20 protein-coding genes are annotated in these 26759 nt (G+C 48.4%); 10 read left to right on the top strand and 10 right to left on the bottom strand.

Going from position 1 to position 26759, the window contains the following annotated elements:
- Positions 1 to 304 precede the first annotated feature (304 nt).
- Positions 305 to 1597, top strand: a complete 1293-nt coding sequence (gene gltA / locus CX664_RS11475; protein WP_101746865.1) for a citrate synthase — start codon at positions 305 to 307, stop codon at positions 1595 to 1597.
- A 200-nt stretch (positions 1598 to 1797) separates the two neighbouring features.
- Positions 1798 to 2364 carry a D-alanyl-D-alanine dipeptidase gene (gene ddpX, locus CX664_RS11470; RefSeq protein ID WP_101746864.1) on the top strand — a complete coding sequence of 189 codons (567 nt, stop codon included), beginning with the start codon at positions 1798 to 1800 and terminating at the stop codon, positions 2362 to 2364.
- A 33-nt stretch (positions 2365 to 2397) separates the two neighbouring features.
- Here the strand turns inward: ddpX (CX664_RS11470) and CX664_RS11465 are convergent, their stop codons facing one another.
- Together CX664_RS11465 and CX664_RS11460 are read right to left on the bottom strand one after the other, a co-directional pair.
- Complete coding sequence (locus CX664_RS11465; protein WP_101746863.1) at positions 2398 to 3735, bottom strand: protein kinase domain-containing protein; 1338 nt, start codon at positions 3733 to 3735, stop codon at positions 2398 to 2400.
- Between the two features lie 128 nt (positions 3736 to 3863).
- Complete coding sequence (locus tag CX664_RS11460; RefSeq protein WP_101746862.1) at positions 3864 to 4808, bottom strand: hypothetical protein; 945 nt, start codon at positions 4806 to 4808, stop codon at positions 3864 to 3866.
- A gap of 218 nt (positions 4809 to 5026) precedes the next feature.
- Between CX664_RS11460 and ddpX (CX664_RS11455) the strand changes: the two genes are divergently transcribed.
- Positions 5027 to 5602 carry a D-alanyl-D-alanine dipeptidase gene (gene ddpX, locus CX664_RS11455; RefSeq protein ID WP_101746901.1) on the top strand — a complete coding sequence of 192 codons (576 nt, stop codon included), beginning with the start codon at positions 5027 to 5029 and terminating at the stop codon, positions 5600 to 5602.
- Between the two features lie 228 nt (positions 5603 to 5830).
- Positions 5831 to 6727 carry a cation efflux transmembrane domain-containing protein gene (locus CX664_RS11450; protein WP_180966466.1) on the top strand — a complete coding sequence of 299 codons (897 nt, stop codon included), beginning with the start codon at positions 5831 to 5833 and terminating at the stop codon, positions 6725 to 6727.
- Here the strand turns inward: CX664_RS11450 and CX664_RS11445 are convergent.
- The 6 genes from CX664_RS11445 to nirB form a co-directional block, all read right to left on the bottom strand.
- Complete coding sequence (locus CX664_RS11445) at positions 6724 to 7440, bottom strand: hypothetical protein (RefSeq protein WP_101746860.1); 717 nt, start codon at positions 7438 to 7440, stop codon at positions 6724 to 6726. The genes CX664_RS11450 and CX664_RS11445 overlap by 4 nt on opposite strands.
- A 358-nt stretch (positions 7441 to 7798) precedes the next feature.
- Positions 7799 to 8311 carry a hypothetical protein gene (locus CX664_RS11440; protein WP_101746859.1) on the bottom strand — a complete coding sequence of 171 codons (513 nt, stop codon included), beginning with the start codon at positions 8309 to 8311 and terminating at the stop codon, positions 7799 to 7801.
- A gap of 145 nt (positions 8312 to 8456) precedes the next feature.
- A complete protein-coding gene (locus tag CX664_RS11435) occupies positions 8457 to 11159 on the bottom strand; it encodes a nitrate reductase (RefSeq protein WP_101746900.1) in 2703 nt (900 codons plus the stop codon).
- A 23-nt stretch (positions 11160 to 11182) separates the two neighbouring features.
- Positions 11183 to 12439, bottom strand: a complete 1257-nt coding sequence (locus CX664_RS11430; protein ID WP_101746858.1) for an NAD(P)/FAD-dependent oxidoreductase — start codon at positions 12437 to 12439, stop codon at positions 11183 to 11185.
- On the bottom strand, positions 12439 to 12795 hold the full coding sequence (nirD, locus tag CX664_RS11425; RefSeq protein WP_101746857.1) for a nitrite reductase small subunit NirD: 357 nt from the start codon (positions 12793 to 12795) through the stop codon (positions 12439 to 12441). Before nirD ends, CX664_RS11430 begins: the two co-directional genes overlap by 1 nt.
- Entirely contained in the window at positions 12795 to 15338 is a 2544-nt protein-coding gene (nirB, locus tag CX664_RS11420; RefSeq protein ID WP_101746856.1) for a nitrite reductase large subunit NirB, read from the bottom strand. Before nirB ends, nirD begins: the two co-directional genes overlap by 1 nt.
- 445 nt (positions 15339 to 15783) lie before the next feature.
- On the opposite strand from nirB, the gene CX664_RS11415 reads away from it, so the two are divergent.
- Positions 15784 to 16149, top strand: coding sequence for a YacL family protein (locus CX664_RS11415; protein WP_101746855.1), 366 nt, complete (start codon positions 15784 to 15786; stop codon positions 16147 to 16149).
- Between the two features lie 184 nt (positions 16150 to 16333).
- Here CX664_RS11415 and pdxB read toward each other — a convergent pair whose 3' ends face one another.
- Positions 16334 to 17494, bottom strand: coding sequence for a 4-phosphoerythronate dehydrogenase PdxB (gene pdxB / locus CX664_RS11410; protein ID WP_101746854.1), 1161 nt, complete (start codon positions 17492 to 17494; stop codon positions 16334 to 16336).
- Between the two features lie 129 nt (positions 17495 to 17623).
- Between pdxB and CX664_RS11405 the strand changes: the two genes are divergently transcribed.
- The 3 genes from CX664_RS11405 to CX664_RS11395 all read left to right on the top strand — a co-directional run bounded on the left by CX664_RS11405 (position 17624) and on the right by CX664_RS11395 (position 22862).
- Positions 17624 to 18697 carry a DUF3080 family protein gene (locus tag CX664_RS11405; RefSeq protein ID WP_180966465.1) on the top strand — a complete coding sequence of 358 codons (1074 nt, stop codon included), beginning with the start codon at positions 17624 to 17626 and terminating at the stop codon, positions 18695 to 18697.
- 108 nt (positions 18698 to 18805) lie between these two features.
- Positions 18806 to 20140 carry an RNA ligase (ATP) gene (locus CX664_RS11400; RefSeq protein ID WP_101746852.1) on the top strand — a complete coding sequence of 445 codons (1335 nt, stop codon included), beginning with the start codon at positions 18806 to 18808 and terminating at the stop codon, positions 20138 to 20140.
- A gap of 319 nt (positions 20141 to 20459) precedes the next feature.
- The gene (locus tag CX664_RS11395) at positions 20460 to 22862 is read left to right on the top strand and encodes a M26 family metallopeptidase (RefSeq protein WP_101746851.1); all 2403 of its coding nucleotides are present in this window, start codon (positions 20460 to 20462) and stop codon (positions 22860 to 22862) included.
- 124 nt (positions 22863 to 22986) lie between these two features.
- Here CX664_RS11395 and CX664_RS11390 read toward each other — a convergent pair whose 3' ends face one another.
- Positions 22987 to 24447, bottom strand: a complete 1461-nt coding sequence (locus tag CX664_RS11390) for an ankyrin repeat domain-containing protein (protein ID WP_101746850.1) — start codon at positions 24445 to 24447, stop codon at positions 22987 to 22989.
- 144 nt (positions 24448 to 24591) lie between these two features.
- Here CX664_RS11390 and CX664_RS11385 point away from each other — a divergent pair, with 144 nt between their 5' ends.
- The gene (locus tag CX664_RS11385; protein ID WP_101746849.1) at positions 24592 to 24819 is read left to right on the top strand and encodes a hypothetical protein; all 228 of its coding nucleotides are present in this window, start codon (positions 24592 to 24594) and stop codon (positions 24817 to 24819) included.
- A 137-nt stretch (positions 24820 to 24956) separates the two neighbouring features.
- Positions 24957 to 25799, top strand: coding sequence for a hypothetical protein (locus CX664_RS11380; RefSeq protein WP_101746848.1), 843 nt, complete (start codon positions 24957 to 24959; stop codon positions 25797 to 25799).
- Positions 25800 to 26759 lie beyond the last annotated feature (960 nt).

Genomic DNA, 26759 nt, shown 5'->3' with positions numbered 1-26759 from the left:
CGCGATCCGAGTATATACACTCTAACAGGTAATTACAATTGCTCACTTTATTAGGCAATTACCCCTAAAAGAACAAGCCGATTTTCATAGATTAGTTACGGATTACATTCATAATCAGTTCGTTTGACAAAAAATTTTATGTCTCTATAGTGGTCGAACCGTAAAAGGGAGCTACTTACAACTAATTTGAATATTTTCAAACAGACTCCCGGCTTTATTTGTGATTTTTTCCGGCTTCTTTTTGTAAAAAGTATCCATCTAAAGTAACTATAACGAGACCAAACGGCATGACAGGAGGCCATAAATGGCTGACAAGAAAGCTCTACTCTCCATTGACGGCACGGACCAGACACTGGAGTTACCCATTTATTCAGGCTCCCTCGGGCCTGATGTTGTTGATGTCAGGGGGCTGACTTCCAACGGTCTGTTTACCTACGATCCGGGCTTTGTTTCTACTGCATCCTGTGAGTCGAAAATTACTTACATCGATGGCGACAAAGGTATCCTTTTGCACCGAGGCTATCCAATAGAACAACTGGCCGAGCAGTCTGATTATCTGGAAACCTGTTACCTGCTGCTTTATGGAGATCTCCCAAGCCGTCAGGAAAAGGAAAAGTTCGAAAACACCATCATGCGTCACACCATGCTCCATGAACAGATGTGCGATCTGTTTTCCGGATTCCGTCGTGATGCTCACCCAATGGCGGTTATGTGTGGTGTTGTCGGAGCCCTGTCGGCGTTCTATCACGACTCACTGGACATCACCAATGAAGTGCATCGTGAAATCTGCGCCTACCGCCTGATTTCCAAAATGCCTACGCTTGCCGCCATGGCCTACAAATACTCCATTGGCCAGCCGTTTGTATACCCACGCAATGACCTGAGCTATGGTGGCAACTTCCTCCACATGATGTTTGCCACACCCTGTGAAGAGTATGAAGTCAAGCCTGTTCTGGCCAAGGCAATGGATCGCATTTTCCTGCTCCATGCAGACCATGAACAGAATGCCTCCACCTCCACCGTTCGCCTTGCAGGCTCTTCCGGAGCCAACCCATTTGCCTGTATTGCTGCCGGTATTGCTGCCCTCTGGGGCCCTGCTCATGGCGGTGCCAATGAAGCGGTGCTGGTGATGCTGAACGAGATTGGGGATGAAGCCAATATCGATGAGTACATTGCCAAGGCAAAAGACAAAGACGACCCATTCCGCCTGATGGGCTTTGGACACCGTGTTTACAAGAACTTTGACCCTCGCGCCAAAGTAATGAAGCAAACCTGCGATGAAGTGCTTACGGAACTGGGCCTTGAAGATGACCCTCTGTTCCGGATTGCCAAGCGTCTGGAGAAAATCGCCCTGGAGGATGAGTACTTTATCAAGAAGAAACTCTACCCCAATGTGGACTTCTACTCCGGGATTATTCTCAAGGCCCTGGGTATTCCAACCGAGATGTTCACGGTAATCTTTGCTACCGGTCGAACTCCGGGCTGGATTGCCCACTGGCATGAGATGATCAGTGGTGATTACCGCATTGGGCGTCCTCGTCAGCTATACACCGGTGAGACAAAACGTGACTACATAGCTGTAGCTGATCGCAGTTAATCCTCAGCTGCTTTTCTATCCCGGTATCTCTCGCAAAAGTGATACCGGGCTTATACACCTTTTCCCTTTCTGCCCATCGTCTAAACTCAGATAAATAATAACTCCTGCGTATAAAGCCAGCGCTTGAAACACTGAGTTCTATACATTCTTTCTATCTGGTCACAGCCAATTCTCCTGCTATTAAACGTGAGATCGTCTTCATGAAAGCGCCCACAGAACTGAAACTCATTACCGCAGAACAGTTTGGCATTGATATCGAAATGGCGTATGCGACCAGCAAGAATTTTACCGGACACCCGATTTATAAAAGCCACGACTGTTATCTTCACCCACTGGCCGCACAAGGCATCAAACGAGCTTCAGAGCTGTTACGTCCACTGAATTTGAAATTGAAAGTATGGGATGCTTTCAGGCCAAAAACGGCTCAGGCAGAATTATTCCGGTTTTTTCCTGATCCTGATTACGTTTCCGACCCGGAGAGCGGCCTGTGCAGCCACTGCCGAGGGATAGCAATTGACCTCACTATTATTGACCATTTTGGTCATGAGCTTGAGATGGGCACCCCATTTGATGACTTCCGCCCCCTGGCACACCATGGCAATAAACAGATTTCTGCTGACGCGCAGCGCAACCGTTTACTTCTGGCAGGCGTCATGAATCTTGCTGGCTTTGACCCTTTAGATACTGAATGGTGGCACTATCAACTGCCGGAGGCTGCAAGCTACCCCATTATTAAACCGGAGCAGATACCATCAACACTGACGTAACCCTCAGTTTCCCTGCTCTGATACTGATCAGTATTATGATTGCAAACCATGCTCCTGCAGCCTGTGAACAATCGTTTCCGACCAGGGACGCTCATTGGGATCTTTTTTAATCATCTCATTGATCAATGCCGCCAGCTCGGCAGCTGACCGATGCTGATAATGAGGTTCAGCAAGTGTTACAGGTAACTTCTCTCGGCAAAATTCCTGCCAGGTATGCATGGTTAACAAGTCTGCATCCATCATAATCTCAACAAATGAAATGCCAGCGGAGTAAATATCAGCACTGTAATTCTGTCGCTTGCACTCTTTCACTTCTGGCGCAGAATAGCGGGCAGAACCTGAGGCATCGCGGGGAAAGCGGTCCTCAACCACCCGGTGGGCATTGCCAAAATCGGCGATCCGCAGACGGTTCGCAGTCATATCAACCAGCAGATTCGCAGGTTTGATATCCCGGTGCAAAATGCGGTTCTGCTTCAGCACCGTCAGACCACGAGCCAGGTCATACAACCAGGAAACGATGGTCGGGACGCGTTCATCCGGCAGCACCTGAGTGATCGCCCGGGCCATATTGAGTCCGCCATCCTGGAGCACCAGCTCCGTGGTGTAGTCCTTCGTGTCAATGATTCCGTTAAAGCCAATAAAACCGATAATAAAATCACTGCTCAGCGACCTGAGCAACAGAGCCTCATGATGATCGGCCTCATAAACCGCCTTAGCCTCTTCATCACTGGCATCAATACTGCGGCTTCGGATTATCCATGGCTTCTTTGCCGGGGCACTGGGTGAATACCTGACCACGAACGTCTCGCAGGCTGAAGGTTCAGCATTATTATTGCAGCTGATTTCACTGGCAGTAGCGTTGGACTTATCTGGATTTTCCCCCAGAGAGACCTGCCTGGGTAACTTTTCTCCAGCGCTGGCAGCCACCGGCCATTGGTCTTCAGGTTTCTCGCCGGGAGTCGTTGGCTCACTTCCAATCCCGGATGAGTTGTCATCTCTGAAGATGATATCGTTATCGTCGTCATCTGTCCGGGAAAAAGAATCCAGACTACTGTTGAGACCGGGAATTTCAACATCAGCAAAACCTTCATCACCGTTAACACTGTCTGCGCTGTCCTCATCCCCGCTGGAGTTGCCCTCATCCCCGCTGGAGGCGTCTTCATCTGCGCTAGACCAGCCCACAGAGAGATCCGTCCCGGATACGCTGCGTGCCACTAAACCCGTTTCATGGTGATGGAGCTCAGACTCAGGTAACGCCTTTTCAGCATTCTCCCCCACGCTCCCAACTTGCTGTTTTGATGAAATCGGTTTGTTATCCTGACCGGCAACATCCACAGGCCGATTGTTCCCATTCCCGGATACGCCATCCATAAAGGCACCTGAAGATCCTGTATATCTTCCGTTTTTTCGACCAACGCAGCTGATATTCGAGACAAGATTAATAACGCATGCCGCAAGCCCGGCCAAGAATCAAAGTTATCCGATGCCCATCACGGGAGTCAGAACGCACGATTAGTATCATCTGTCGTCTTCAATGAGACAACGACCAGTTTCTTTCTGAAACTACCGTTGTCCGAAAACGATTCGCGGGTAGCAATTTCAGGAATAAGCCCGGATGCAGCCCTGTCGAATAAGGCATCCAAGTCGTAGGATATGTACAAATCGGGATACTTTTCGCGATGAAGCTTGAGGTAAAGATGGTAGCTGGAATCAAAATCGTGCCAGTAGCAAGAATCCCTACCTTTGCGAAATGAATCGCAGATGCCAAGCCAGGAGTCCTTGACAGTACGATCTGGTAAATGGTGCTTGAGAGTCAAATGTTTGTAGAAACGCTCAGGCTTTCTCTGTTCCGCCACCTGACAGGAGCTGTTGTAGATCTCAGACAGGCTGATGTCTTCTTTACCACCGGATCGGTTAAAACAAGTCACGCTGAGCGTTTTGTACTCCACTTTACTGACATCACCCTCGGCTTTAAGCGTTGTCAGAGTGTCTGAACTCCAACCGACAACCACAATGGCGTGCTCAAGCCACTGACTGTGGCAGTCGGACGCGGCCGGGTGACTGTTGGTATCCTGGTCCATCTGGACAAAAACGATGACATGGCGTTCCGCTCGAAAGGCATGGTCGAGCAGCGACACCATCTCAACCGGGTCTTTATATTCACGTAAACTGGTGGCCATTCCCATCCCGCAGGCCACTTTCTGGAACAGCTCGGGCGAGGTAATCTCACCAACGGCCGAACCGCAGGACTTGGCAATTTTACGCGCGCTTAATGCACTCGCATCACCATTTTTGTAGGGCAGCAGCTGGCCGCAGGCACATAAAACATGGTGCACAACGGCCAGGGCATAAACCTTGCACTGTGGCCCTAATTGCAAACCAAAGTTCTTCTCGCAATGAGTCAGTGGCGTGCACCTGGGAATTGGCTGATGAAGACTTTCCATAAACGTGCTGACCTGAATAAAGGGTTTTGCCTACAAGACCGATTTGTTTACTGATAGTTCATATATTTGGTTTATCAGGTAGTGGCAAACTGATGAGGGGCAGGAGTTCTCGCCTTTCCACTGGCTCAGGACGAACAGATCCCCATATCCCGCTAAAAATACAGGAAACCTGTGAAATAGTGACTATGCTTGCTATTTGCCCTGGTATGGAGACTCCAGTGACGACAATAAATAGTAATGGCAATCTGGTTCTACTTAGCGAAAAGCACCACCCCGTTACCCTTGATATTACCTATGCCAGTAGCAACAACTTTACCGGCAAGCCCATTTACAAAAGCAGCCAATGCTTCCTGCATACTGACGCACTGACTTGCCTGCTGAAAGCGACCGAGCTGCTCAGACCACTGAATCTCCGGCTCAAAATCTGGGATGCCTTTCGTCCATTGTCGGCACAGCACATCCTGTTTCATCACATGCCGAACCCTGACTATGTTGGCAACCCGGAATCCGACCCCTGCCCTCATTGCAGAGGCGTTGCGGTAGATCTTACCATCACTGACCGTTTTGGCAGAGAGCTTGACATGGGCAGCCAATTTGATGACTTTCGTCCGCTGGCCCATCATGGCAACGCTCTGGTTTCAGAAGAAGCACAGCGCAACCGTCTTATGCTGGCAGGCGTGATGAATATTGCCGGTTTTAAGCCCCAGGTAACCGAGTGGTGGCACTACCAGCTACCCAACGTGGAGAGTTATCCCTTAATCCCTGAAGCTGAGACACCTGAAGGGATAATGTAACTCCCAGCTTTTTCAGCACAGAATAAAGCACACGTGGCTCTGTGATTTGCTATAAATCATACCTGATTTGCCATGATTGCCTTTAAGCGAGCCCAGGTAATTACCAAATTAAAAATCCGGGAATGAATGCTTCATTCGAGACTGCGCAATGTCTCATAGCTTAGTCATCGACAATAGATGATAAAGAGCAGATTTTAACGCTCCTGAAAAATGTATGATGAGCACAATATGTATCACTGGCTACAGCTAAATGAGCTCAACATCCTGCGCTATTCTGTTGTGCTGGAACTTTTTTTTGGAGTGACAGGTATTCTCGTAGCCTTCTACAGCCGCTCAAACGCTGTACTGCTGGACGGTTGTTATTCCCTGCTTTGTACCTTGACGATGATGGCAAACGTCAGGATATCCCAGATCGTCAAGCTGCCGCCATCCCCTGAAAGCCCTTATGGTTACCCAACCCTTGAGCCATTAATGCTTTTTTTTGAAGGCATTATTTTACTGGGACTTTGCCTTGCCTTACTGTCTTTTTCTATCTGCAAACTCATCACCGGTGGGTATATACCGGAGTTTGACCTTGCCCTGGCTTACGAGATTTTTTCAACGATCATCGGGGGAGCTACAGCCACACTTTTTTTTCTGCTTCATCGTTCCAAACCCTCCCCGCTGATCTATTTTGAATGCCAGGAGTGGCTGGTTGATTCTGCCGTCAGTGCAGCGGCCACGGCAGCGTTTGCCATAGCTTACCAGTTAGGAAATAGTCACCCGATTACCCCTTTTATTGATTCCATACTCACCATAGGGCTACTGCTGTTTCTGGTCGGGCTCCCCCTCAAGACACTGCACAAAAACTTTAAACAATTGCTGTTAAAAGATGTGGTAACACCAGAGCTGTTAGAATCGGCAAAAAAAGTCATCGCAGAACAATGGGACGCTCAGCAAATCAATATCAGCATGATCTGGCTCGGCAGATGGTTATGGGTCAATGTAGAGATAACCATCCATAACGATACTTTGCCAACTAAAGAGGAGTTTGAGAGTATCAGGGCTAAAGCAGAACATGCTATTAGCTCAATTTGTCAATATTATCGTCTCCAGTTCAGCTTCAGTTTTCAGAACAGCACTTAATACCTGTGGGCAATTGGGTCAGTAATCACAACCGTCTCACCCCGAAGCATAAAGTTACCGCCATGAAGGTCCATTGAGCCCACCGTTGACAGTTGGGTCAATACCTCAAAGAGTGTTTGCAGAAAGTCTTCATGGGACTCAATGATACTGTCATCAACCACATCGGAGATATTATTGCCTGCTCTTTGTACCAAATCAGAACTGGATACTTTTATCTTTTCAACAAACACTTCCAGTGTTTTGATTTCCTCGGGAAACTCACTGTTATCCATGCCGAAAGACTGCATAACCGCCTTACAGGAACCCCATAAAAGGCCAAAGTCATAGTCATGAAAGTGCCGGGGTTCTTTTGCCCGCGCCCCATCATCCATAAAGTCTGACAAACGCTCCACCACGTAAACCCTGACCACCATCCCGCAGGGTAAGGTAATGACATCTTCACGATGAATAACAGGCAGGTGTGGGTTGCTCTGGTTTTCCGGTGTCATGCACCATCGGGCGAAAAGGTAATAGCCATCTTTTTTGTCAGGACACACCTTGACCACCTTATCCGGTTCATCGGGCAGGTTATAAACCGTGGCATAAACACCCTCTGCCACAGGGTCAAGCTCTGAACAGCGGTCCAGATATTGTGCAATATCCTGCTTGTCTCTGATTTCATTCTGTTCGACAAGTACTTTTATATCCTGGATTGTTTCCGAGTAAATTTTCATTTTTATAGTTTTTCCATGCCCATTCAGGCACAGGAATATCCGTGTTTTTATTTGTTTTTAGCCCGTACCATTTATTCTATCACTGTCTGACAAGTCATAAACCAACAGATATTTAGAAAATGCAATTGGTGTTAATTATTGCCGGGAAACACCGACAGCTCCTAGGAGGCTGTCCGAGAATAGACTGCCCTACTGCGGTGGCAGCAAATTGGTCTAAAAAGTCGGAAATTTTTAGTAAATAGAACCACTATTCACTAAAAATTCCCGACTTTTTATCCTCAATTTTCTGCCATCCTCGCTACGGGCGCTATTCTCGGACAGCCTCCTAGAATTGAGCATGGCCGGGCTTGTAACTTGTCTAGAGAGTTCTGGGTTTTGGTAATTTGGGACCATCGGAAGAAGGCGCAAACGGTTGCATACCCCCCGGATTCACCCAGTGATCCGGCACCTGAATCTCAGAACTGAAGCCGGGGGCATCAGGGTTACGGGAAGGTCCAATCGCTCCTCCAGAATCTGGTGTATAAACGGCACTGGGAGAATTGGTCAGCCAAGCAGGGTTGTTAATTTCACGGATGACGCGATTTGATGGAATGAACGCCATAGGGCCGGTTGGTAAATAAGTACCGATGTAACTACGTCCCTCATTAACGATTTTCAATTCCCCTTGATGTACCGATGATGGGTGTTGCTCGGCGATGGTAATACCTCTGCCAAAAAAATTTCGGGGAATGCCATCTTGGGCTCTATTGGGGAATCCGGAGTCTGCTCCTAATGCCCCGACTCCTCTTGCAGCGCCATCATGTTGGCCCGGTGGACGTGGCGATGCACCCCCAATGTGTAGTGATGGTGAGTTATTTAAAGGGTTACTCATAATTATAAACCTCTTGAGTCCTCTCAATAGCGCAATCCTATTGCGGATTGTCCCTATTGCTATGAGACTAACCAAAGTTCTTTAAGTTCCTTGCCCTGTTACTTGTTTTGTTGTTGTACCTATGTCCGAAATTCAAAGGCTAATGTCAACCTCTCTTGATTAACCCTCTGATTTCAGGAATACAGGACCCACAGTTGGTTCCTGCCTGCAAATGACTGCCCACTTGCACAGGATCACTCAACCCATGTTCAGCAATGGCCCGGCAGATGGTCTTCTCACCAACCCCAAAGCAGGCACAAACCTGCCTGCCGGCATCTTCTCCCCGGGGAGGCTTGCCGGACAGAACCCACCAGGCTTCCTCAATTGAGGCCGTCTGACAAAACCAGAACTGTAACCACTGCCGATCACAGGAAGATATCGCCTGACTTGATACCCAAATAGCCTGAAGCTGTGCATCACTAAACCAGGCCACCCGACGCTCACCAACGGTATTGTCCGTAAACTCAACCTTCTGATAGTCATTGAGCCCTGAGAACAGTGATAACTGACCCAGGTTGCTCCCCGCCATTTCATAGCGATAGCCATTTTCAATACGGACCTCAGTCATATAATCAATGCCGCCAAAAGCTACTCTCTCCCGAGTGATAAGCACGCCATACTGCTCAGTGTGGTAAGGTTCAACAGCCACCGGCGTATACTTCAGGTCCGGCTGTTTGGACACTGGATCAAGCACCGGATTCACCAGCACCCCGGAAAAGCCCGTCTCACTGTGCTGGCGTGTCCAGTGCATGGGCATAAACACTTCATCAGGCCGTTGAGCATCAGAAACCTGCACTCGCACCACCGCTTTGCCAAATTCCGATGAAATCTGACATAACGCCTGATCACGCAACTGGTAACTTTCAGCATCTTTCGGATGTATGGCCAGAAACGGCTCATCGGTATGCTGATTCAACCGGGCTGAACGCCCGGTACGGGTCATTGTATGCCAGTGATCACGCACCCGCCCGGTATTCAGCAACAGTGGATAAGACTTGCCGGGAGCATTCAGGGGGCGCAGAACATCAGTGGCAATAAAATTGGCCCGGCCATTCCCGGTGAAGAAGCCGCCATCCTTAAAAAATCGTGCCTTGCTTGCTGTTGTTGATATTACCGGCTGCGTGTCAGACAGCGCCCCGGAACCATCACCCTGAACCGCTGATAGTGGCCATTGAAACGGTTCCAAAGCGTCATATTCTGAGTCAGTAATATTGGCCAGGGGAGCAATGGTAAAATCCCGGACTTTTCCTTCCCGGTTATTTTCATAGCCTGACAGTGCCGCATGTTCACGGAAAATATCAGCACTGCCGGAATAGTTAAACGCCTCGGCAAACCCCAGACGGCCAGCCACTTCACTGATCATCCACCAGTCCGGCCTGGCTTCTCCGGCCGTGGGAAATAACGCACGCTGTCTGGAAATTCGCCGCTCAGAGTTGGTTACCGTGCCATCCTTTTCACTCCAGGGTGCTGCAGGCAATAAAATATCGGCAAATTCAGCCGTATCCGTGTGTTCAATGCAGTCTGAAACGACCACTGTCGGACATTTTTTCAGAGCCTTTATCACCCGGTTACTGTCCGGCAAACTGACAACCGGGTTTGTCCCCATGATCCAGACAAAACGTATTTCACCTCGATCCATTGACTTGAACAGGTCAACCGCCGCCTTGCCCGGAGACTGTGCCATATTGGCTGCCTGCCAGAAACGCCTGACCCTGGCGATATCATCAGGCGTAAATTCCATATGCGCGGCCAGCTGATTGGCCAGCCCACCCACTTCCCTGCCACCCATGGCATTGGGCTGCCCGGTGAGTGACAATGGACCACTGCCGGGACGACCGATACGGCCGGTAGCCAGATGACAGTTGATCATGGCATTCACTTTATCCGTCCCGGCTGCTGACTGGTTTACCCCTTGCGACCAGGCCGTCACGGTTTTATCGGTGGTACAAAACCAGTGATAAAACCGGATAAGTTCGTTTTGCTCTACACCACAGGCATCCGCCAGCTGTTGTATATCACCAACACTGGCCCTGGCCACTTCCAGCGCCTGATCGAAGCCCTGACAGTGTTGTTCAATATAGTCCTGATCCAAAGCACCCTGATCGGCAAGCCAGGCAAGCAGACCATTAAACAGCAATACATCCGCCCCCGGTTTTATCGCCAGATGCAGATCAGCAAGATCACAGGTTTCTGTGCGTCTCGGGTCAATCACCACCACTTTCATGTCCGGCCGCTGTTCTTTCATCGCCCGGATACGTTGAAATAACACCGGGTGACACCAGGCCGTATTGGAGCCCACCAGCACCAGCAGATTAGCCAGCTCCAGATCCTGATAAGTATTCGGTACGGTATCCGAACCAAACGCACGCTTCTGGCCAGCCACGGTGGAAGCCATGCAGAGCCGTGAGTTGGTATCCATATTGGCACTGCCGATAAACCCTTTCATCAGTTTATTGGCGACATAGTAGTCTTCTGTCAGCAGCTGACCAGACCCATAAATGGCCACTGAGTCCGGCCCATACTCTTCAATGGTTTCCTGTAGCCGTGAGGCCACTTGATCCAAGGCTTCAGACCAGACTACCTGACGACCATGGACTTTTGGGTAAAGAAGACGACCGTCCAGTGATACCGTTTCCCCCAGGGCGCTGCCCTTGGAACAGAGCCGACCATAATTGGCAGGATGATCTTCCCGCCCGGTAATCTCCACCAGGTGCAGCTCAGGATCAACCACCCTGGCGGAAATACCGCAACCCACACCACAGTAGGCACATGTTGTATTGATAGCCTTTGCCAATTGATTTACTGCCATGATGTTTGCCTGAATCAGAACCGTCATGCAGCCAGAAAACGCTGCCCGAAAATAAGTTGTTGCCGGATGGATGAGATATCAGTGCCTGACTCCATCAACTCCTGGTACCAAAGGCCATCAGTTACATCACCATACAGGAGCACACCTTTGATGCGATTATTCTGAAGTACCAGTTTGCGATAGATTCCAGCGTCTGAAGCATCCAGTGTCATCACTTGATCAGAGTCAGACGGAATGAACTCACCACTGGAAAACAGGTTGATACCATCAACTTTCAAATTGGTGGGAATGGGGACTGGCGTAAACGTTTGATCATGGTCCCCCAGCAGCGATGCAGCAACAATTTCCGCATGCCGATACACCGGAGCAACCAGACCAAACAACAATGACTGCGCTTCCTGCCCGCCAGTCAGTTGCATCTGCGCACATTCACCCACAGTAAAGATATCCGGATCAGACGTCTGTAGCCGCTCATTGACCAGAACCCCACGGTCGCATGTCAGGCCTGCCTCCTGCATCAGTTGTATGTTAGGCCGGACACCGGCAGTCACCACCACCAGCGAAGCGGGTAGATATTCCCCGTCAATCTGCACACCACAAACCCGACCATCAACGCCCTGATAGGATTGCAGCGTAGCACTGCTGCGAAAAGCAATGCCTCTGCCCTCAAGTTCCTTGCGCAATAGCCCACCGGCATGTTCATCCAGCTGTCGGGCCATGGGCATGGGCATATTATCGACGATGGTCACCGACATACCCCGTTTGGCCAGACCACTGCCACACTCCAGCCCCAGCAAACCACCGCCAATCACCACGGCCTGCCCCTGACCCGCTTCCAGCATCAAGTTGACATCGGCCAGACTGCGAAAGGACAGAACGCCCTGAAGGTCCGCCCCGGGCACCGGAATCTGATTGGGCAAAGAGCCAGTGGCAAGAACAAGACGGTCATAGTCAAACGTATCACCACCGTGAGTGACGACCCGTTTTAATGAGCGATCAATCCGGATCGCTTTGTAGTTTTCGCCCATCAGTAGCTCGATACCCTGCTGCTGATACCAGGCGGCACTTTTCAGCTGAATCCCGTCCAGATCGACACTGCCCGCCAACAATTTGGACAGCTGAATCCGGTTATACCCCGGGCAGTCCTCTTCCGAGAGTACGGTCACATGAAAACGGCACTGACCACTGGCAAACAGTTGTTCAAGAAAGCGGACCGAGCCCATGCCATTGCCAATAACCACCAGTTTTTGCCGACCATCCGGCTGTTGATAATGGCTCATCAGGCAACCTGCTCAGCAACTGGTCTTACCAGCGGTGCAGGCTGCACCTGTATGGCACCTTCATGGACTCGCACCGGGAATACATTGAGGCTGACCGTATCATCTTCCAGACATTGTCCGGTGGTTAAATCAAAGTGCTGTTTGTAAATAGGCGACGCCACAACAAGATGCCCGCGCAGATCCCCCACAATGCCCCGGGAGATCACATTGACACCACTGAATGGATCAAAGTTATCCAGGGCAAACACCTGATCCTTTACCCGGAATACCGCCACCTGATAAGCACCCACCAGGGCGCAAATGCCCAGGTTTGCAGAAAGCTGTTCATCCTGGCAGATCGTCGTCCACTGGCTCATTAGATAACCTCCTTCAGCTGTATTTTTTCCTGCTTTGTTGCTGGTCGTATCTGATGCCTTTCATCGACAAAAACAACATTGCTGTCCGGCTGGTCACTGTTAATAAAATGGCTGAAACGCTTGAGTTTTTCAGGACTCTCCAGTGTCGTTTTCCACTCACACTGATAGGTGCCTACCAGATGGGTCATTTCATCTTCCAGCGCCTGATTAATGCCAAGGCTGTCGTCTATAATCACTGACTTGAGATAATCCAGACCACCTTCCAGATTATCCAGCCAGACCGAGGTTCTCTGGAGCCGGTCAGCGGTGCGAATATAAAACATCATGAAACGGTCAATATATTTCACCAGGATTTCATCATCGAGTTCGGTGGCAAACAGGTCGGCATGCCTGGGTTTCATACCGCCATTACCGCCGACATAAAGATTCCAGCCTTTCTCGGTGGCAATAACACCAACATCTTTACTCTGGGCTTCAGCGCATTCCCGGGTGCATCCCGAAACAGCCATTTTGACTTTATGGGGTGAACGCACCCCGCGATAACGGTGCTCAATGGCAATGGCCATACTGGTACTGTCCAGAACACCATAGCGACACCAGGTACTGCCGACACAGGATTTAACCGTTCTCAGGGATTTTCCATAGGCATGTCCGGTTTCAAACCCGGCGTCCACCAACCGCTGCCAGATAGCGGGCAACTCATTCACCCGGGCACCAAACAGATCAATTCTCTGCCCGCCGGTGATTTTGGTGTAAAGGTTAAAGTCTCTGGCCACTTCACCAATGACAATCAGCTTCTGAGGGGTAATTTCACCACCGGGCACCCGTGGAACAATGGAGTAAGTGCCGTCTTTCTGGATATTCCCCAGGAAATAATCGTTGGTGTCCTGCAGCGGGGCATGGTCACTCTTCAGAATGTAATCGTTCCAGCAGGAAGCCAGAATAGAACCAATGGTTGGTTTGCAGATATCACAGCCCATCCCGCGACCATGCTTGTCGATCACCTGAGAGAACGTTGTCAACTCACCCACCCTGACCAGGTGATACAACTCCTGTCGTGAATGGGGAAAGTGTTCACAGATATCTTTTTTGACTTCGACTCCCAGTTGCGTCAGTTCATGGTCGAGCACCTGTTTTACCAGCTGGGCACAACCACCGCAGCCGGTTCCGGCATTGGTTGATCCTTTGAGCGCAGCAATATCCTGGCAACCTGCGGCCACTGCATCGACCAGATCCCCCTTACTGACATTAAAGCAGGAGCAGATCTGGACAGTTTCCGGCAGTGCCGCAACACCCAGTCCGGCACTGGCACTGGCACTGGCATCGCTTTGAGGTAAAATCAACTCAGCCGGATTGGCCGGTGGCACAATGCCATTCAACATCATTTGCAATAACGTGCCATAGTCGTCTGCATCACCCACCAGCACCGCGCCCAAGACCCGCTTTTTGGTTTTGGAAACCACCAGTTTTTTATAAACCTGTTTTTCCTCATCAATAAACTGATAGCTGAGAGAGCCTTTCGTATTGCCATGGGCATCACCAATACTGGCAACATCCACCCCCATCAATTTGAGCTTGGTACTCATATCTGCACCGGTAAACTGGCTGCTGCCTTTACCGGTTATATGATCAACGGCCACCTGGGCCATTTGGTAACCGGGAGCGACCAGGCCAAAAATCCGGTTATCCCACAACGCACACTCACCGATGGCGTAAATCGATGCATCCGAGGTCAGACAGTCGTTATTGATAACGATCCCCCCTCGTTCACCCATCACCAGCCCGGCCTGTTTTGCCAGTTCATCCCGAGGGCGAATACCCGCCGAGAACAGCACAATATCGGTGTTTAAAACCTCACCATCAGCAAACTGCATTTGGTGGACAGTCCCCTCACCATCCGTAATCAGTCGTGTATTCTTGCCGGTATGGATTTGCACACCCAACGCTTCAATTTTCTGTCGCAGCATGGCACCACCGCCATCATCCACCTGGACCGCCATCAACCGGGACGCAAACTCAACAACATGGGTTTCAAGGCCAAGATCCTTTAACGCTTTGGCAGCTTCCAGCCCCAACAGCCCGCCACCGACCACAGTGCCAACCTTGCTGCTACCAGCCGCTTTGGCAATGGCCTGCAAATCCTCAATGGTGCGATAGACAAAACAGTTGTCCCGCTCATGTCCCGGTACCGGCGGCACAAAAGGATAAGAACCAGTAGCCAGCACCAGTTTGTGGTAATGAATACTACTCTCTTTATTGGTGGTTAATTCCCGGGTATCACGGTTAATGGCAATAACTGCTTCATCCAGAATCAAGTCAATGCCGTGTTTCTGATAAAAACCTTCAGGCACCATGGACAGATCTTCTGCACTGCGACCACTGAAAAATTCGGACAGATGAACACGGTCGTATGCAGGGCGGGGTTCTTCACCAAAAACAACCACCTGGTATTGCTCTAATCCACCAGCAGCCACCAGCTTTTCCATAAAGCTGTGACCGACCATGCCATTACCGACCACTACCAGGGTTTGTTTCCCGCTCATTTCGGCTAATTCCCCTTTTGATGAACCAAATTCTTCCTCCCCACATGCAGGGGATATGCCAAAACACGCAAAGCACTGTCACAACAGGATTTACCGGAGCGGCAGCTTGTTGCCGGTGGCAAAATACCCTCAGGTTTCCGGCCATCGATAATCCATGCACCAAAATAAGACCAAAAACGTAAGTGAACGACATTCAGGGAATAATTCTGGTGCATAACACTGCTTTGAGGCATCACTGCAAAAGAACGCTTCAGTACTCACACCCGCTTGCCAGTTGACCTGGCCTTTCAGGAACCTGTCCAGCAGGCTTTTAAAGTTTCAGGGAATTCAGGTCGATCAAAACCTGATTATTGATTAATTTTTGATTGAACTACTTATTGGCAAACCTGCGCAGCCTTCTAAAATAGCTTTCCCGCTTTATTGGTTTCTCTGATATCACACAACTATGGACTATCATTTCCAGCGCAACTTTTCCGGTCGTCCCGAAGCTCAGTTCTCCATGGACCATGAAGCAATGGGCATCTGGCTGACCGATGAGCTGGGCAGTAACAGGCAACAACTGGAGCACCTGTTACTGGTGGTTGAAAGTCTGGAGAAAGGACAGCGCTGGGAATATTTTGATGATGGCACAGACTATCGCCTTCATCTGACGCGGGATCACGCCGAAGTTCGGGCCGCCCTGCTGGATACCGAAATGGACTGTGAAGAGATGGAAGACCTGGACTATTACGACCATGAATCCATCAGCCACTGTGGGCTGGATGACTTTAAAACTCTTCTGGTTTGCTGGCAGGACTTTCTGAATATCTAGGAGCCTGTCGGACTTAAGACTGTCCTACTGCGGTTGCGATAAATTGGTCTAAAAATTCCTGCTTCTTCGTCAAATAGCCCCGCTATTCTCCTCAGAAGCAGAAATTTTTATCCTCAATTTCTCGCAATCCTCGCTACGGACGCTTAAGTCCGACAGGCTCCTAGGAGAGCAACATGAACTCCATTCAGAGTTCATCACCAATCCTGAACTGCAATGCCTGAAAGATATGCACTAATTCTGGTGCACAGTCTTTCAACTCCACTCGCAGTGTGCTGAACTCCCGACGTTCCGGGTAATCCTTACGCAGCAAATCAAACGTCAGCTTGCGTTGAGATTCTTCAGCCCTTATCAGCCCCTTGCGCATCGTGGCATCATCACGACGAATGTCGTAAACAGAACGGATCGCCCTGGAACAGGTGGTTGAAAAGGTCATTCCCTCACTGAACTTCATCTGTTTCAGTACCGGCAATGGCGTAATCGCAGGCAGCCGCACCCTGGCAGGAAGCCCAAAGTGCTGGCACAGTGCCTTGTAAATCATTTCCGTACCGCGAATCTTTCCGTCCAGGCTGTATCCGGCAATATGGGGGGTCGCAATATCGACCCGAGTCATCAATTCCGGGTCAGCATCGGGTTCATGCTCCCAGACATCCAGCACAACGGTCAGATCATCACGCTCGCGCAGACACTGCTTTAAAGCGGCATTATCAATCACAGGCCCCCGCCCTGCATTAATTAACACCGTTCCCGGCTTCATTGCCTTAAGCTGCTGCTCACCGATCAGATAGTGGGTTGGATAAGGGCCATCCATTATCAGTGGGGTATGCAGACAAATGACATCCGAACATGCAATCAGTTGATCAACACTGACATAGCGACCACTGTTGCCTTCTGCCAATGCCAGCCAGGGGTCGCAGGCACACACTTCTACCCCAAGCCGTTCCATCATCTGATACAGACGACCACCCACCTGCCCCTTGCCGATAATGCCGACTGTTCGATCACGCAGTTCAAAACCGTCTCGTTCTGCCAGAATATCCAAAGCCGCCAGAACGTATTCAACCACTGCCGTGGCATTGCAACCCGGCGCATGACTGAAAGCAATTCCCCGGCTGGCCAGATACTCCCGGTCGATATGATCAAAACCTGCTGTGGCAGTACCGACGAACTTCAGTGAACTGTTTTCCACCAGCTGCCGACTCACTTTAGTCACGGACCGTACCAGCAAAGCATCCGCATCCTGCACATCCTCCGGTGAAATGTTCCGGCCAGGCAGAGCAACCACCTCCCCCATCGCCCCAAAGCACTCCATCAGCAAGGGAATATTTTCATCAGCCACTATTTTCATACACGATGTTTCATAAAATTGTTGTCATTAACAGCCAGCGCTGACCCTTAAAAAAAGCTAAAAATAATAAACTGGCTATGTTATACCAACATGAAAGCCTCAAAAACAGCATCCCTGCCTGAGGGTCCAGTGATCAAGATAACGGTAGACCGGTTTCCAACCCTGTTATTTGTCTTTGCCCTGGTGCTATCCGGATGCTCAGACCACACCTCGCCTGAGTATTTTCTTGAGGAATACCCCCATCGACTCAGCCGGGTTACCGGTGTCGATATCCCTGAACCAGAGGTCGCTATCCCCACGCTGCCCCCGTTAAGACAGCGCGCTTACCCGGCACCCGATCTCCGTATAAAAGCACTGGAAGCACTGGATTTGCTCAAATGCCCTGCCCTCAGTCAGGCTGTGGCCTACAGAAACAGCAGCCTGGGCAAGCAGATGCTCCCCTCGCAACACTACTTCTATGAGAAAACCCTGTTATCATTGATTCCCCAATGCATCGGCTCTTTACAACAAACCAATGACAACCTGGAAGTCATTGCCAAACTGCAAGAGATACTCAGCGAAAAACTGGCAACGTTTCCAGCCATTGAGTGGAACCTGGTATTTGCCAATACTGAATTCAGCAAACAGTTGCACAGTCAGGGCAGGTTGCTCGCCATTGACGATCAGTCGAGTTTCCGGGGAACCCGCGAAGCACTTAACTACCTCACCCGATTACTGCCCGATCAATTACTTGAGCCCCCCTATACCGCCACTGATCTGGAACGTCACTTGCAACAGGTTACCGCCAGCCGGTACCTGGGAGAACTCATCTACTCCGCCGCCCTGTTAAGTCAGACGCTAAACCATGCTGCCAATATACTGCAGCTTCGTCTGGCAAAAGGGCCTGTTTGCCCCGCTGCTGACCCTGCTGAAGCAGAAAGGCTACACAATGTCTTTCGACTGTTTTATCGGGAAAAGATTCAGCCCTATCTTGCCAGGGTTGATCAGGAAGGAATCATTATCCGGAATGACTTCAGGCGTCTGCTCTCCCTCTTGCCAGCTGCACCCCGGGATGACATTCAACGCTATCTCAGCCTGATCACGCAAGCGTCAAACATTCACAGCCCCTGGTATCAGCTGGAACAGAGCATTAAGCACCATACCACCATCTGGGCTGAATTTCTGGATCAATGTGGCAAAGCACCGGCGTTACAGATTAACTAGGAGGCTGTCTGAAATTGATCCCAACGGCATGGAAAGGAAACTTTTATTAATGCAAATGGTCAGAATACTCGGAAAACCCGATCAATTAATTATCAGGAGTATTAGCCAGTGTCCTTGCCCTCCGATAGCCTCAGCAGAGGTGCTGCAAACTTTACTATTTCCGGCAGTGATTCCGTGCAATCGAATATTGATAACAATGCTTCTGCAAACAATTCGACTTTTTCTGGCAAGACCGTAGCTGATTCTGGTCAGAAAGGTGAATTTTTACCACAATTGCCACCGGTCAACACGGAGCCCCCGGGTATTGCACAAGACATTGCAAAAGATTCAACGTCTATTACTGATCGTTCGATTGCGGCAAGTCAGTCTGACGCTCCCCAGCCATTGGCCAATACGGGCATCTCTGATGATGTAAGAAAGTTAGCAACCATTAGAACCATTTCAGAAATACAACCTATTAAAAATGCTGATAAAATTGAAGTTGCTACGGTCGATGGCTGGAAAGTGATTGTTGAAAAATCCGAATTTAAACCAGGGCAATCGGTTATTTTTTGCGAAATTGACAGCGTCTTGCCGGTCAGGGATGAGTTCGAGTTTCTCAGTAAATCCTCCCATATAGTCTTACCAGATGGCAGTGAAGGTTATCGCCTGAGAACCATCAAACTCCGTGGTCAGCTGTCACAAGGCCTGGTTCTGCCTCTTTCAATATTGGGAAATGATATAACTGTCAATGTGGGGGATGATGTAACCGCAAAACTCGATATTAAAAAATATGAGCGGCCGGGAAGCTTATCGGACCGTGACTTTATCAAAGGTTACTTTCCCTTTTTTATTCCAAAGACCGATGAAAAAAGAATACAAAACCTGCATTCTGAATTTGGTTCCTTCAAAGATAAAAATTTCTATGTCTCAGAGAAACTGGACGGAACAAGTTCAACATTTTACTTAAGAAATAACGATTTCGGTATTTGCTCAAAGAACTACGAACTGAAAACAGATAGAGATCACCCACTAGGCAAGGTAGCCAGTAAGAATGACATTGAAGCAAAACTCAGGAGCCTGGGAAAAAATATAGCGATCCAGGCTGAAGTCGTCGGTCACAAAATAGAAGCTAATCCATACGATCTCAAGGAACATGAGCTTTTTGTGTTTAATATTTATGATATTGACAAACAGTCATATATAAAAAAGGCTGAAATGGAAAAAATATGCCAGGAAATAGGGTTACCCACCTGCCCTGTTGTTTCCAATAACAAGGAACTGGCTGCAACTATTGATGAGGTATTAGTGGATGCTAACGGAAAATCAAAGGTAAACAATAAGAGAAAACGAGAAGGTCTGGTCTATGTATTTGACGGCAACGACCCGGAGGAAAGAATCTCTTTTAAAGTGATTTCCAACAATTATCTGTTAAAAGACAAAACCGTCAAAGCAACACCTTAATACATCATTTCAATGAGTTTGATGATTGGCACAGTATTCAGAGTATGGAGCTTACGCCTTTCGACTCCGCTCAAGACGAACGGAGTCTGGAGGCCACTCAATAATCCCATCAATTGCATTGAAACCGTGTATGGCTTTGATGCCTCCTGCGGCCAGAGAACGAAATAGCTTCACTGATTGCCCGTTTCTGCTCTACAGCCGTCCCGGGACATCGACAGCAAGAACGCTGAACAATTCCGGAATTGTAAAATTAAAAAACAATCATTCTCATTTTTATCTACTTTTGTAATCAGAATCTTGTTAACCCGGAATCCCTGCAATGCCCCCTGTACTCACTTCCTGCATAACCCTGACGCCAACGTCTGATTCGGCTGGCACTGATAGCAACCCCGGCCCGGAGCAGGCTTCTGGCTGGTCACGCTACTGGAATGTCAGTAAGTTGATAGCTAAATCCATCCATCCGGGCTTTGCCCCCCATCAAGGGCCTGATCAGCCGGATACCCCATGGATACAACTGAATATTCAACCCAAAGAGCTGGCCCTGCGCCTGGTCCAGAAAACCATACCGGCCAATAGCTATCTGAATACCATTAATCAACTGGCCATGGCCTGTATGGCGCTGGCCAGCCTGCCCGGTTGTGACGGGGCTTCTTCAGAGGGTAGCGCCAGCACTCATGGTTCGGCCACAGCCAACACTACTGGCAGTAACAAACCAACAACGCGGGCCAGCAGTCCTGACACAAGTTCAACACCCACCTCGCCAACCTCAACCGTCCCGCCAGGCTGCAAGGGCGAGCCGATTCCTGTTGATAGAGCCGCAGTCCTGGCCAAAGTCGGGAAGGAGAAGGAGCCCTGTTATCCAGCCAATGGTACCTACACACAGACCACTAATATTGATGCTGGCAACCACTCGCCTATCTCGCACTTCACCGGTGAGTACAACGGTAACGGCAAGACCATCAGCAACCTGAAGGGCTGCCTGTTTAACAGCCTGGAGGGCAATGGAGCAGTACGCAATCTCACAATTACTTATGGCCATATTGAACGCGCAGGGCTGCCCGGGACTGACGACGCGGGCAGTACGGCATTCGTTGCCTGTACCATGTCAGGAAACTCAAGGCAGGAAAACATCCTCGTAGAAAATTCAACGATCAAGGTCACAGCTGAAAAACCCTGGGTAAAACAACACAGACAGCTGGGGATGCTAGCGGGCAAGATGAACGACAGCGCCGAACTCAGGGACAACCAGATCAACAACGCCAATATTACTATTCAGGGCAGTGCCATTGACGTCGGCATGCTGGCCGGGCAAGCGCTGGATACAGCCACCATCGACAGCAACCAGGTTAAAGACTGCACGGTAAACCTCTCAGGAACTGGCAGTGGCTGGCGTACCTTGAGCGCCGAGACCAATATCAACATCGGCCTGATCGCAGGGAAAATGGTTGGTAACGAACATAACAGTGTGGTCGTTAAGAACTCAACGTTGAGTGATAACAGCATTAATAGCTCTTCGGGCATTTTCTCGGCCAATATCGGTGGTGTTGTCGGCAGGGCCGAGTTTGCCCATATTGAAGATACGCTGACCCAAGGGCAAAACAAAATTCAATATGATTCCTTAATAATTGATGGACGCATCGCAATGGTGGTTGCTGATGCCCGTCAATGCATAGTGCTGCATACTAGCACCCACGACAACCACCTGAAGGCAACCGCTAACTCTTTATTACCAGTACATGTTGGTATCGTTACCGCAGATTGTCACAATAGCACCATCAAACACACCCAAGACGTCGAATCTGATCTGGACTTGTACAGCAGCTTTCGAGAAGGTTCGGGAGGCCATGCGGCCGTTGCTGCGGCTTTTGCCGACGGTTGTAATATTCATAACACAACTGCCGACGGGACGTTAATCACTGCTGAAACGAACAACAGTTCCGTTGCAATTGCTGTGGCGTTTAACGCTGCTGACACCACAGTCCACCGAACAACCGCCATTAAATGTGAACTATTCGCCGGGGAAAAAACGAACAGTTATACAGGAAGTGCGGCGGTCGGCGTTGCTGCCGGTCACCAGGATAACTTTGGCAGGATCAGCGATACCAGGGACTGCAGCAGTGAAATCACAGGGTATCGCGCCGGCATAGCAGCTGGTGATCCTCGTCGTAACTTTTCCGGCACAGTTGCCTGCAATACTAAGTTAACCAGTTTTGCTGATGGTATCAGCAACACGGTAAATCTAGCCTGCGATAATGCCAGTTGCCCCGCAACCGACAGAGCCGACTCTGAGCCCTCCAAAATAGCCGACATCGGTACTGTAGCCACCCGTGATCGGATACCAGCCACCATTAAACACTTGTCGTCAACCGTAATACCCTCCCGGCAAAATGGATCGTCATTATCTGTTGCGGCCGGTAACGGGACCATCAACAGCACGGCTTCTGCCCTGCATAATAACAGCGAGGAAGTTGACGTTGAATTTCCAACAGCCCTGACCACCGGCCTTGTGGCAGGGGGGATGATTGCCGGTGGTGTGACCCTTTATGCCCTGTACCAGTGGTACCAGGGCTACCAGCAAGGGTTAAAAGGTAAAGCGTTGGCCATCTATCCGCTTACCCGGATCAAAGAAACCATAAGTCAGCGTTTTTCCACCGCTAACCCTGATACAGGCATGGAGTTGTCTGAATTAGTAGGCGCAGGTGATCCCAGCCTGAGTAGTTAGCCAAATGAAATCAGGCGTCAGGTCTCTCTCCGTAAAAGATCTGGCACCTGAGTTTTTATGACTCACGGTCTAAATCACCAGTTCAAAATAACCTGAGTATCATCACAGTTTTATCGAAAAAAAACTAACAACCTCCATCGCCACCGCCATCACAGCCGCCACCGCCACCGCCACCGCCATCACAATCATCAAGGACAAGGACACCGAAACGGTAGGAATGACCATGGTTATTATCTGGTGGTGGCCTTTTTTTCAAACAACTGGCACGTATCGGCGATGCTCCACAACGCTCTAGCAAATTGAGGAGATAGCGGTTTTGATAGTATTCACTGTAGTAATGAGCATAAGTATATGCTGACCACCTATGAGGACTTCTCGATTCAAAATAGACGGTGTCATTAATATTTTGTACACCACCTGGGGTACTAAGAAGGGATATCACAGTCTGGGATTTGCCTCCTTTTAATGCCAGCATCAGGAGTGTTTCACCACGAGCTGTCTTACAGTTGAGATTTAACAATGGCTGCCCTTTACTATTTTTCAAATTAGCCAGATACTTCGTTGTTATTGGCCGATCATAATAGCCCGTCACTACATCCATGATAATCTTGGATCTTATCGGTTCTTGTTGTAATTCGGTGACCAGAAATTCGTTTTGTTCCAGCAAAGCATCGCATAATTGCCAATTCTTTTCCGAGATTGCATATTTAAAGGCATAAAGGGCAAGTAGCATTTCCTCCTTGCCTTGTGCAACCTTAATCCTGGCATCAGGCTGACGCTTAAGCACTTTTAAAGTAAGATCATATTGCTGCTTATCGGTAATCTTTTTCTTATCCCTGGCACAAAAAATTATTTCCAATAAATGATAATCAGATTTATTGTGTGTATCCACGCAGGTTTTTTTATCGAGCAATAAACTAACCATTTCCCAGTGTTTTGCCCGGGCTGCGGCCATTATTGGTGTGTTACCACTTTTAGGGCTTTGATAATTGATATCCACACCCGCCTTTCTCAAAATACTTTCAAGGTTCACCAGGTTATTCGCAACGGCTTTTCTGTACAGCCTTTGAGCAGATTGCGTTTGGACAAACGTAGCCATCAACTGTTCGGCTTGTGGCAGTGCATCGCAAACTAAGTCAACAGGCGAAAAATGGTTTGAATTTTTGAAGAAATCACTCACTGCCTTTTTTACCAATCGATCTTGCTTGAACTTCTTAAAGAAGCCAAGACTTGTTTTGAGTTGAGTTTCTGAGCAGGGATCTTCTGCAAGCAACATCCTTTCCAGCAGCACTTTATTACTGAGCGTTTCTTTTCCTCGACTTGTCTGCAGTACCACATTTGTGAGCCGGGAGGTCATGTTACTGTTTTCAGCCGTTGTTCGATCAGCAAGTTTAACACCCCCTGGATAATCGCAAGAGGGAGGCTTGCCCATAACTGCCAGTTTATCATCAATGCGGCCAGCGCAGGTTTTGCCGAGTCCCGGAAAATAACCCGTGTGATCGGTTTGATTCATTTCATAGTTCAAACCAGAGGTTGAAGGAAGCGATATGTTTACGGTTAAGTTTACTTTTAAACATGGAGGCATCAGTTTATCCTTACTTGTTAATTATTTTAGTTATTCATTTATCTTATATTATGAGTCGAAAAGTTATCCAAAAGTTCCCTGATTCAAAATATGAAGCTATATAGATAGTTATTGCATCAGATACCCACTTAAGTATCTAACCATATGAAAAATAGCCAAGAGAAAACAACCTGTGCCGACAAGGATAAATGGCAACGCTGTGGTGAAAGACTGAAGGAGCAATTTGCCTCCGATGAGCCTTACATCAGGGAACTTTGCGCTCTCAAATATGTACCAGAACCCGGTGCGAGAGCTCCAGAGGCGGACAGCGGTCAATTTATCTATCTCGAAGCGCGATTAAGCGACTTATTTGACACCATTGATAATCTCTGATGAATCAACTTTCATGGAACTTTCTTATCAGAACGATGTCCAAAGAATTTAACAATTGCATCTCTATCGGTGCATTGCAGGAAATTTATTGAAATTTCAGTCTTCGACAATGGAAAATAACTTAGGGAAAACAAGCTATGAAAAGTATTTCTGAAATTGCAGCTTCCGCCGGTAATATATTGATTGAGGCGATTAAAGCTCCGTTTAAACTGATCGGCCATTGCTTCGGCAGGGTCGTAAAGGCGATTTCGTCTGCCTTTAATTACCTGTCCGGTAGATCAGACAACCCCGAACAGAGTCAAGTTCCCAACAAAACCCTCGACTCACGTACGGTTTCAACTGACACGGTTTCAACTGAACAGCTAGAAGATGATGTGCTTGAGAATTTGCACACCTCATTTACAAACTGCCTGAACCTTTACTTGAATCTTTTAGAAGAGTTAAAAATAAAGGCCTACTATATCTTTATTGCCAAAAACATTATTTCCAGCAATCTTAAGGTTGATCCTGCAAAAATAAAAAGGAAAAACATTGACAAGGATATTATCATTTTAAAGGCAGTTAACAACACTCTGGATTTAGGTTTTAGTGATAAATTCTTTGATATTCCGCCAGATTCTCAACCAAACAATGTTGAGTTTATCAATATTCTAAAAGAATTTAAGCAACCGCTTGAATCGTTGATCCATACTACTCGTCCTAGAAAATATCAGCTTTATGACTCAGTTAAACCAATTGATTATTTAAGATCTAAAATTAACCAGCTGATTGCTACCAAATCTGCTGACAAGGACAAATGGCAACTCTGCGGTCATCAACTGAAAAATCGTTTTGAATTTGATGCCCCTTACTTCAGGGACATTTGCAATCTCAAATATGTACCAGAACCCGGTGGAAAAGCGCCAAAGGCGGACATTGGTCACTTTAACGAACTTGATGCACAATTAAGAACCTTATTTAACACCGTTGATAATCTGTAACTATAAAGATGGCCGCCAGTAATCTGGTGGCACAATTTAAGCCTGGAGCAATAGAAAAGCCACCCACCTAGAGGATTGTTGTCAGGTTTCGCAGCAGCTTCGCTCTCTATAACAATCAACGTTCATTAAACTTGCCTGTCAGTACGATGTCCCAAGTGAAGACATCTCATCAAATGCCCCTTTGATCATCTAATCCAGCTAAATACACGCCTTAAGACGTGTAATAAATGACAGGATAATCATTTTTAATATATAAACAGGTATCTGAATATAATCAAATGAACGATTGGAAACGGGAACCCTAAACCTACAAATATGTCAAAGCCAAGTTGCTGACCGAGAATAGACTGCCCTACTGTGAAGACAGTAGATTGGTCAGCCTCCCGGGAGGATTATCATACAAATGATAAACACATGAATTCAGCACATTTAAATGCTTCAGGTGCAAAAATTGAGGCTATAGCCTCATATTTATTGGCCAGGGCCAGTTCTGAGCAACCAGTATCGGGCACAACGTCCTCTAACAGAGAGGTAAGAGTTCAAGGCCAGCCTCTTGATCTGGGCATAAAACGAAAGCAGGGGGAGGAAAGGTCTGTCGCTCAAGACCTCAGGGAGAGAATGTGCAAATTAACCACCCTTGAAAACCAGATTGCAGGCAGACAGGGTCAACAGCCTTCAGGGTCAGGTCAACCAAGTCAACGTGTCGAATTTTATCACCCGACTGGGTTTTACGGTCAAAATTCACAAACTAATGAACAGCAGCTCCAGCAATCCAGTAAAGCAGCCCTACCATTAGAAAAGCGCAAGACTCATCGATGTTTAGTGGATGGTTGTGGTAAAGCATTTACCAGCAATAATCATCTGAAAAGACATCTACGCATTCATACGGGAGAGAGACCATTTAAATGTGATAGGTGCATTAACAGCTTTACCCAGAAGTGTGATCTGGAAAGGCACATA

Origin of the sequence: Endozoicomonas acroporae (assembly GCF_002864045.1) — a bacterium.
GTDB lineage: Bacteria > Pseudomonadota > Gammaproteobacteria > Pseudomonadales > Endozoicomonadaceae > Endozoicomonas > Endozoicomonas acroporae.
Note: the sequence above shows the minus strand (reverse complement) of the source record. Positions and strands in the feature narration are given on the sequence as shown.

Bases quoted from the DNA above. Each gene is read 5' to 3' on its own strand.
- gltA (WP_101746865.1), top strand. From the start codon at position 305: ATGGCTGACAAGAAAGCTCTACTCTCCATTGACGGCACGGACCAGACA.
- ddpX (WP_101746864.1), top strand. From the start codon at position 1,798: ATGAAAGCGCCCACAGAACTGAAACTCATTACCGCAGAACAGTTTGGC.
- CX664_RS11465 (WP_101746863.1), bottom strand. From the start codon at position 3,735: ATGGATGGCGTATCCGGGAATGGGAACAATCGGCCTGTGGATGTTGCC.
- CX664_RS11460 (WP_101746862.1), bottom strand. From the start codon at position 4,808: ATGGAAAGTCTTCATCAGCCAATTCCCAGGTGCACGCCACTGACTCAT.
- CX664_RS11450 (WP_180966466.1), top strand. From the start codon at position 5,831: ATGTATCACTGGCTACAGCTAAATGAGCTCAACATCCTGCGCTATTCT.
- CX664_RS11445 (WP_101746860.1), bottom strand. From the start codon at position 7,440: ATGAAAATTTACTCGGAAACAATCCAGGATATAAAAGTACTTGTCGAA.
- CX664_RS11440 (WP_101746859.1), bottom strand. From the start codon at position 8,311: ATGAGTAACCCTTTAAATAACTCACCATCACTACACATTGGGGGTGCA.
- CX664_RS11435 (WP_101746900.1), bottom strand. From the start codon at position 11,159: ATGGCAGTAAATCAATTGGCAAAGGCTATCAATACAACATGTGCCTAC.
- CX664_RS11430 (WP_101746858.1), bottom strand. From the start codon at position 12,439: ATGAGCCATTATCAACAGCCGGATGGTCGGCAAAAACTGGTGGTTATT.
- nirD (WP_101746857.1), bottom strand. From the start codon at position 12,795: ATGAGCCAGTGGACGACGATCTGCCAGGATGAACAGCTTTCTGCAAAC.
- nirB (WP_101746856.1), bottom strand. From the start codon at position 15,338: ATGAGCGGGAAACAAACCCTGGTAGTGGTCGGTAATGGCATGGTCGGT.
- CX664_RS11415 (WP_101746855.1), top strand. From the start codon at position 15,784: ATGGACTATCATTTCCAGCGCAACTTTTCCGGTCGTCCCGAAGCTCAG.
- pdxB (WP_101746854.1), bottom strand. From the start codon at position 17,494: ATGAAAATAGTGGCTGATGAAAATATTCCCTTGCTGATGGAGTGCTTT.
- CX664_RS11395 (WP_101746851.1), top strand. From the start codon at position 20,460: ATGCCCCCTGTACTCACTTCCTGCATAACCCTGACGCCAACGTCTGAT.
- CX664_RS11390 (WP_101746850.1), bottom strand. From the start codon at position 24,447: ATGCCTCCATGTTTAAAAGTAAACTTAACCGTAAACATATCGCTTCCT.
- CX664_RS11385 (WP_101746849.1), top strand. From the start codon at position 24,592: ATGAAAAATAGCCAAGAGAAAACAACCTGTGCCGACAAGGATAAATGG.
- CX664_RS11380 (WP_101746848.1), top strand. From the start codon at position 24,957: ATGAAAAGTATTTCTGAAATTGCAGCTTCCGCCGGTAATATATTGATT.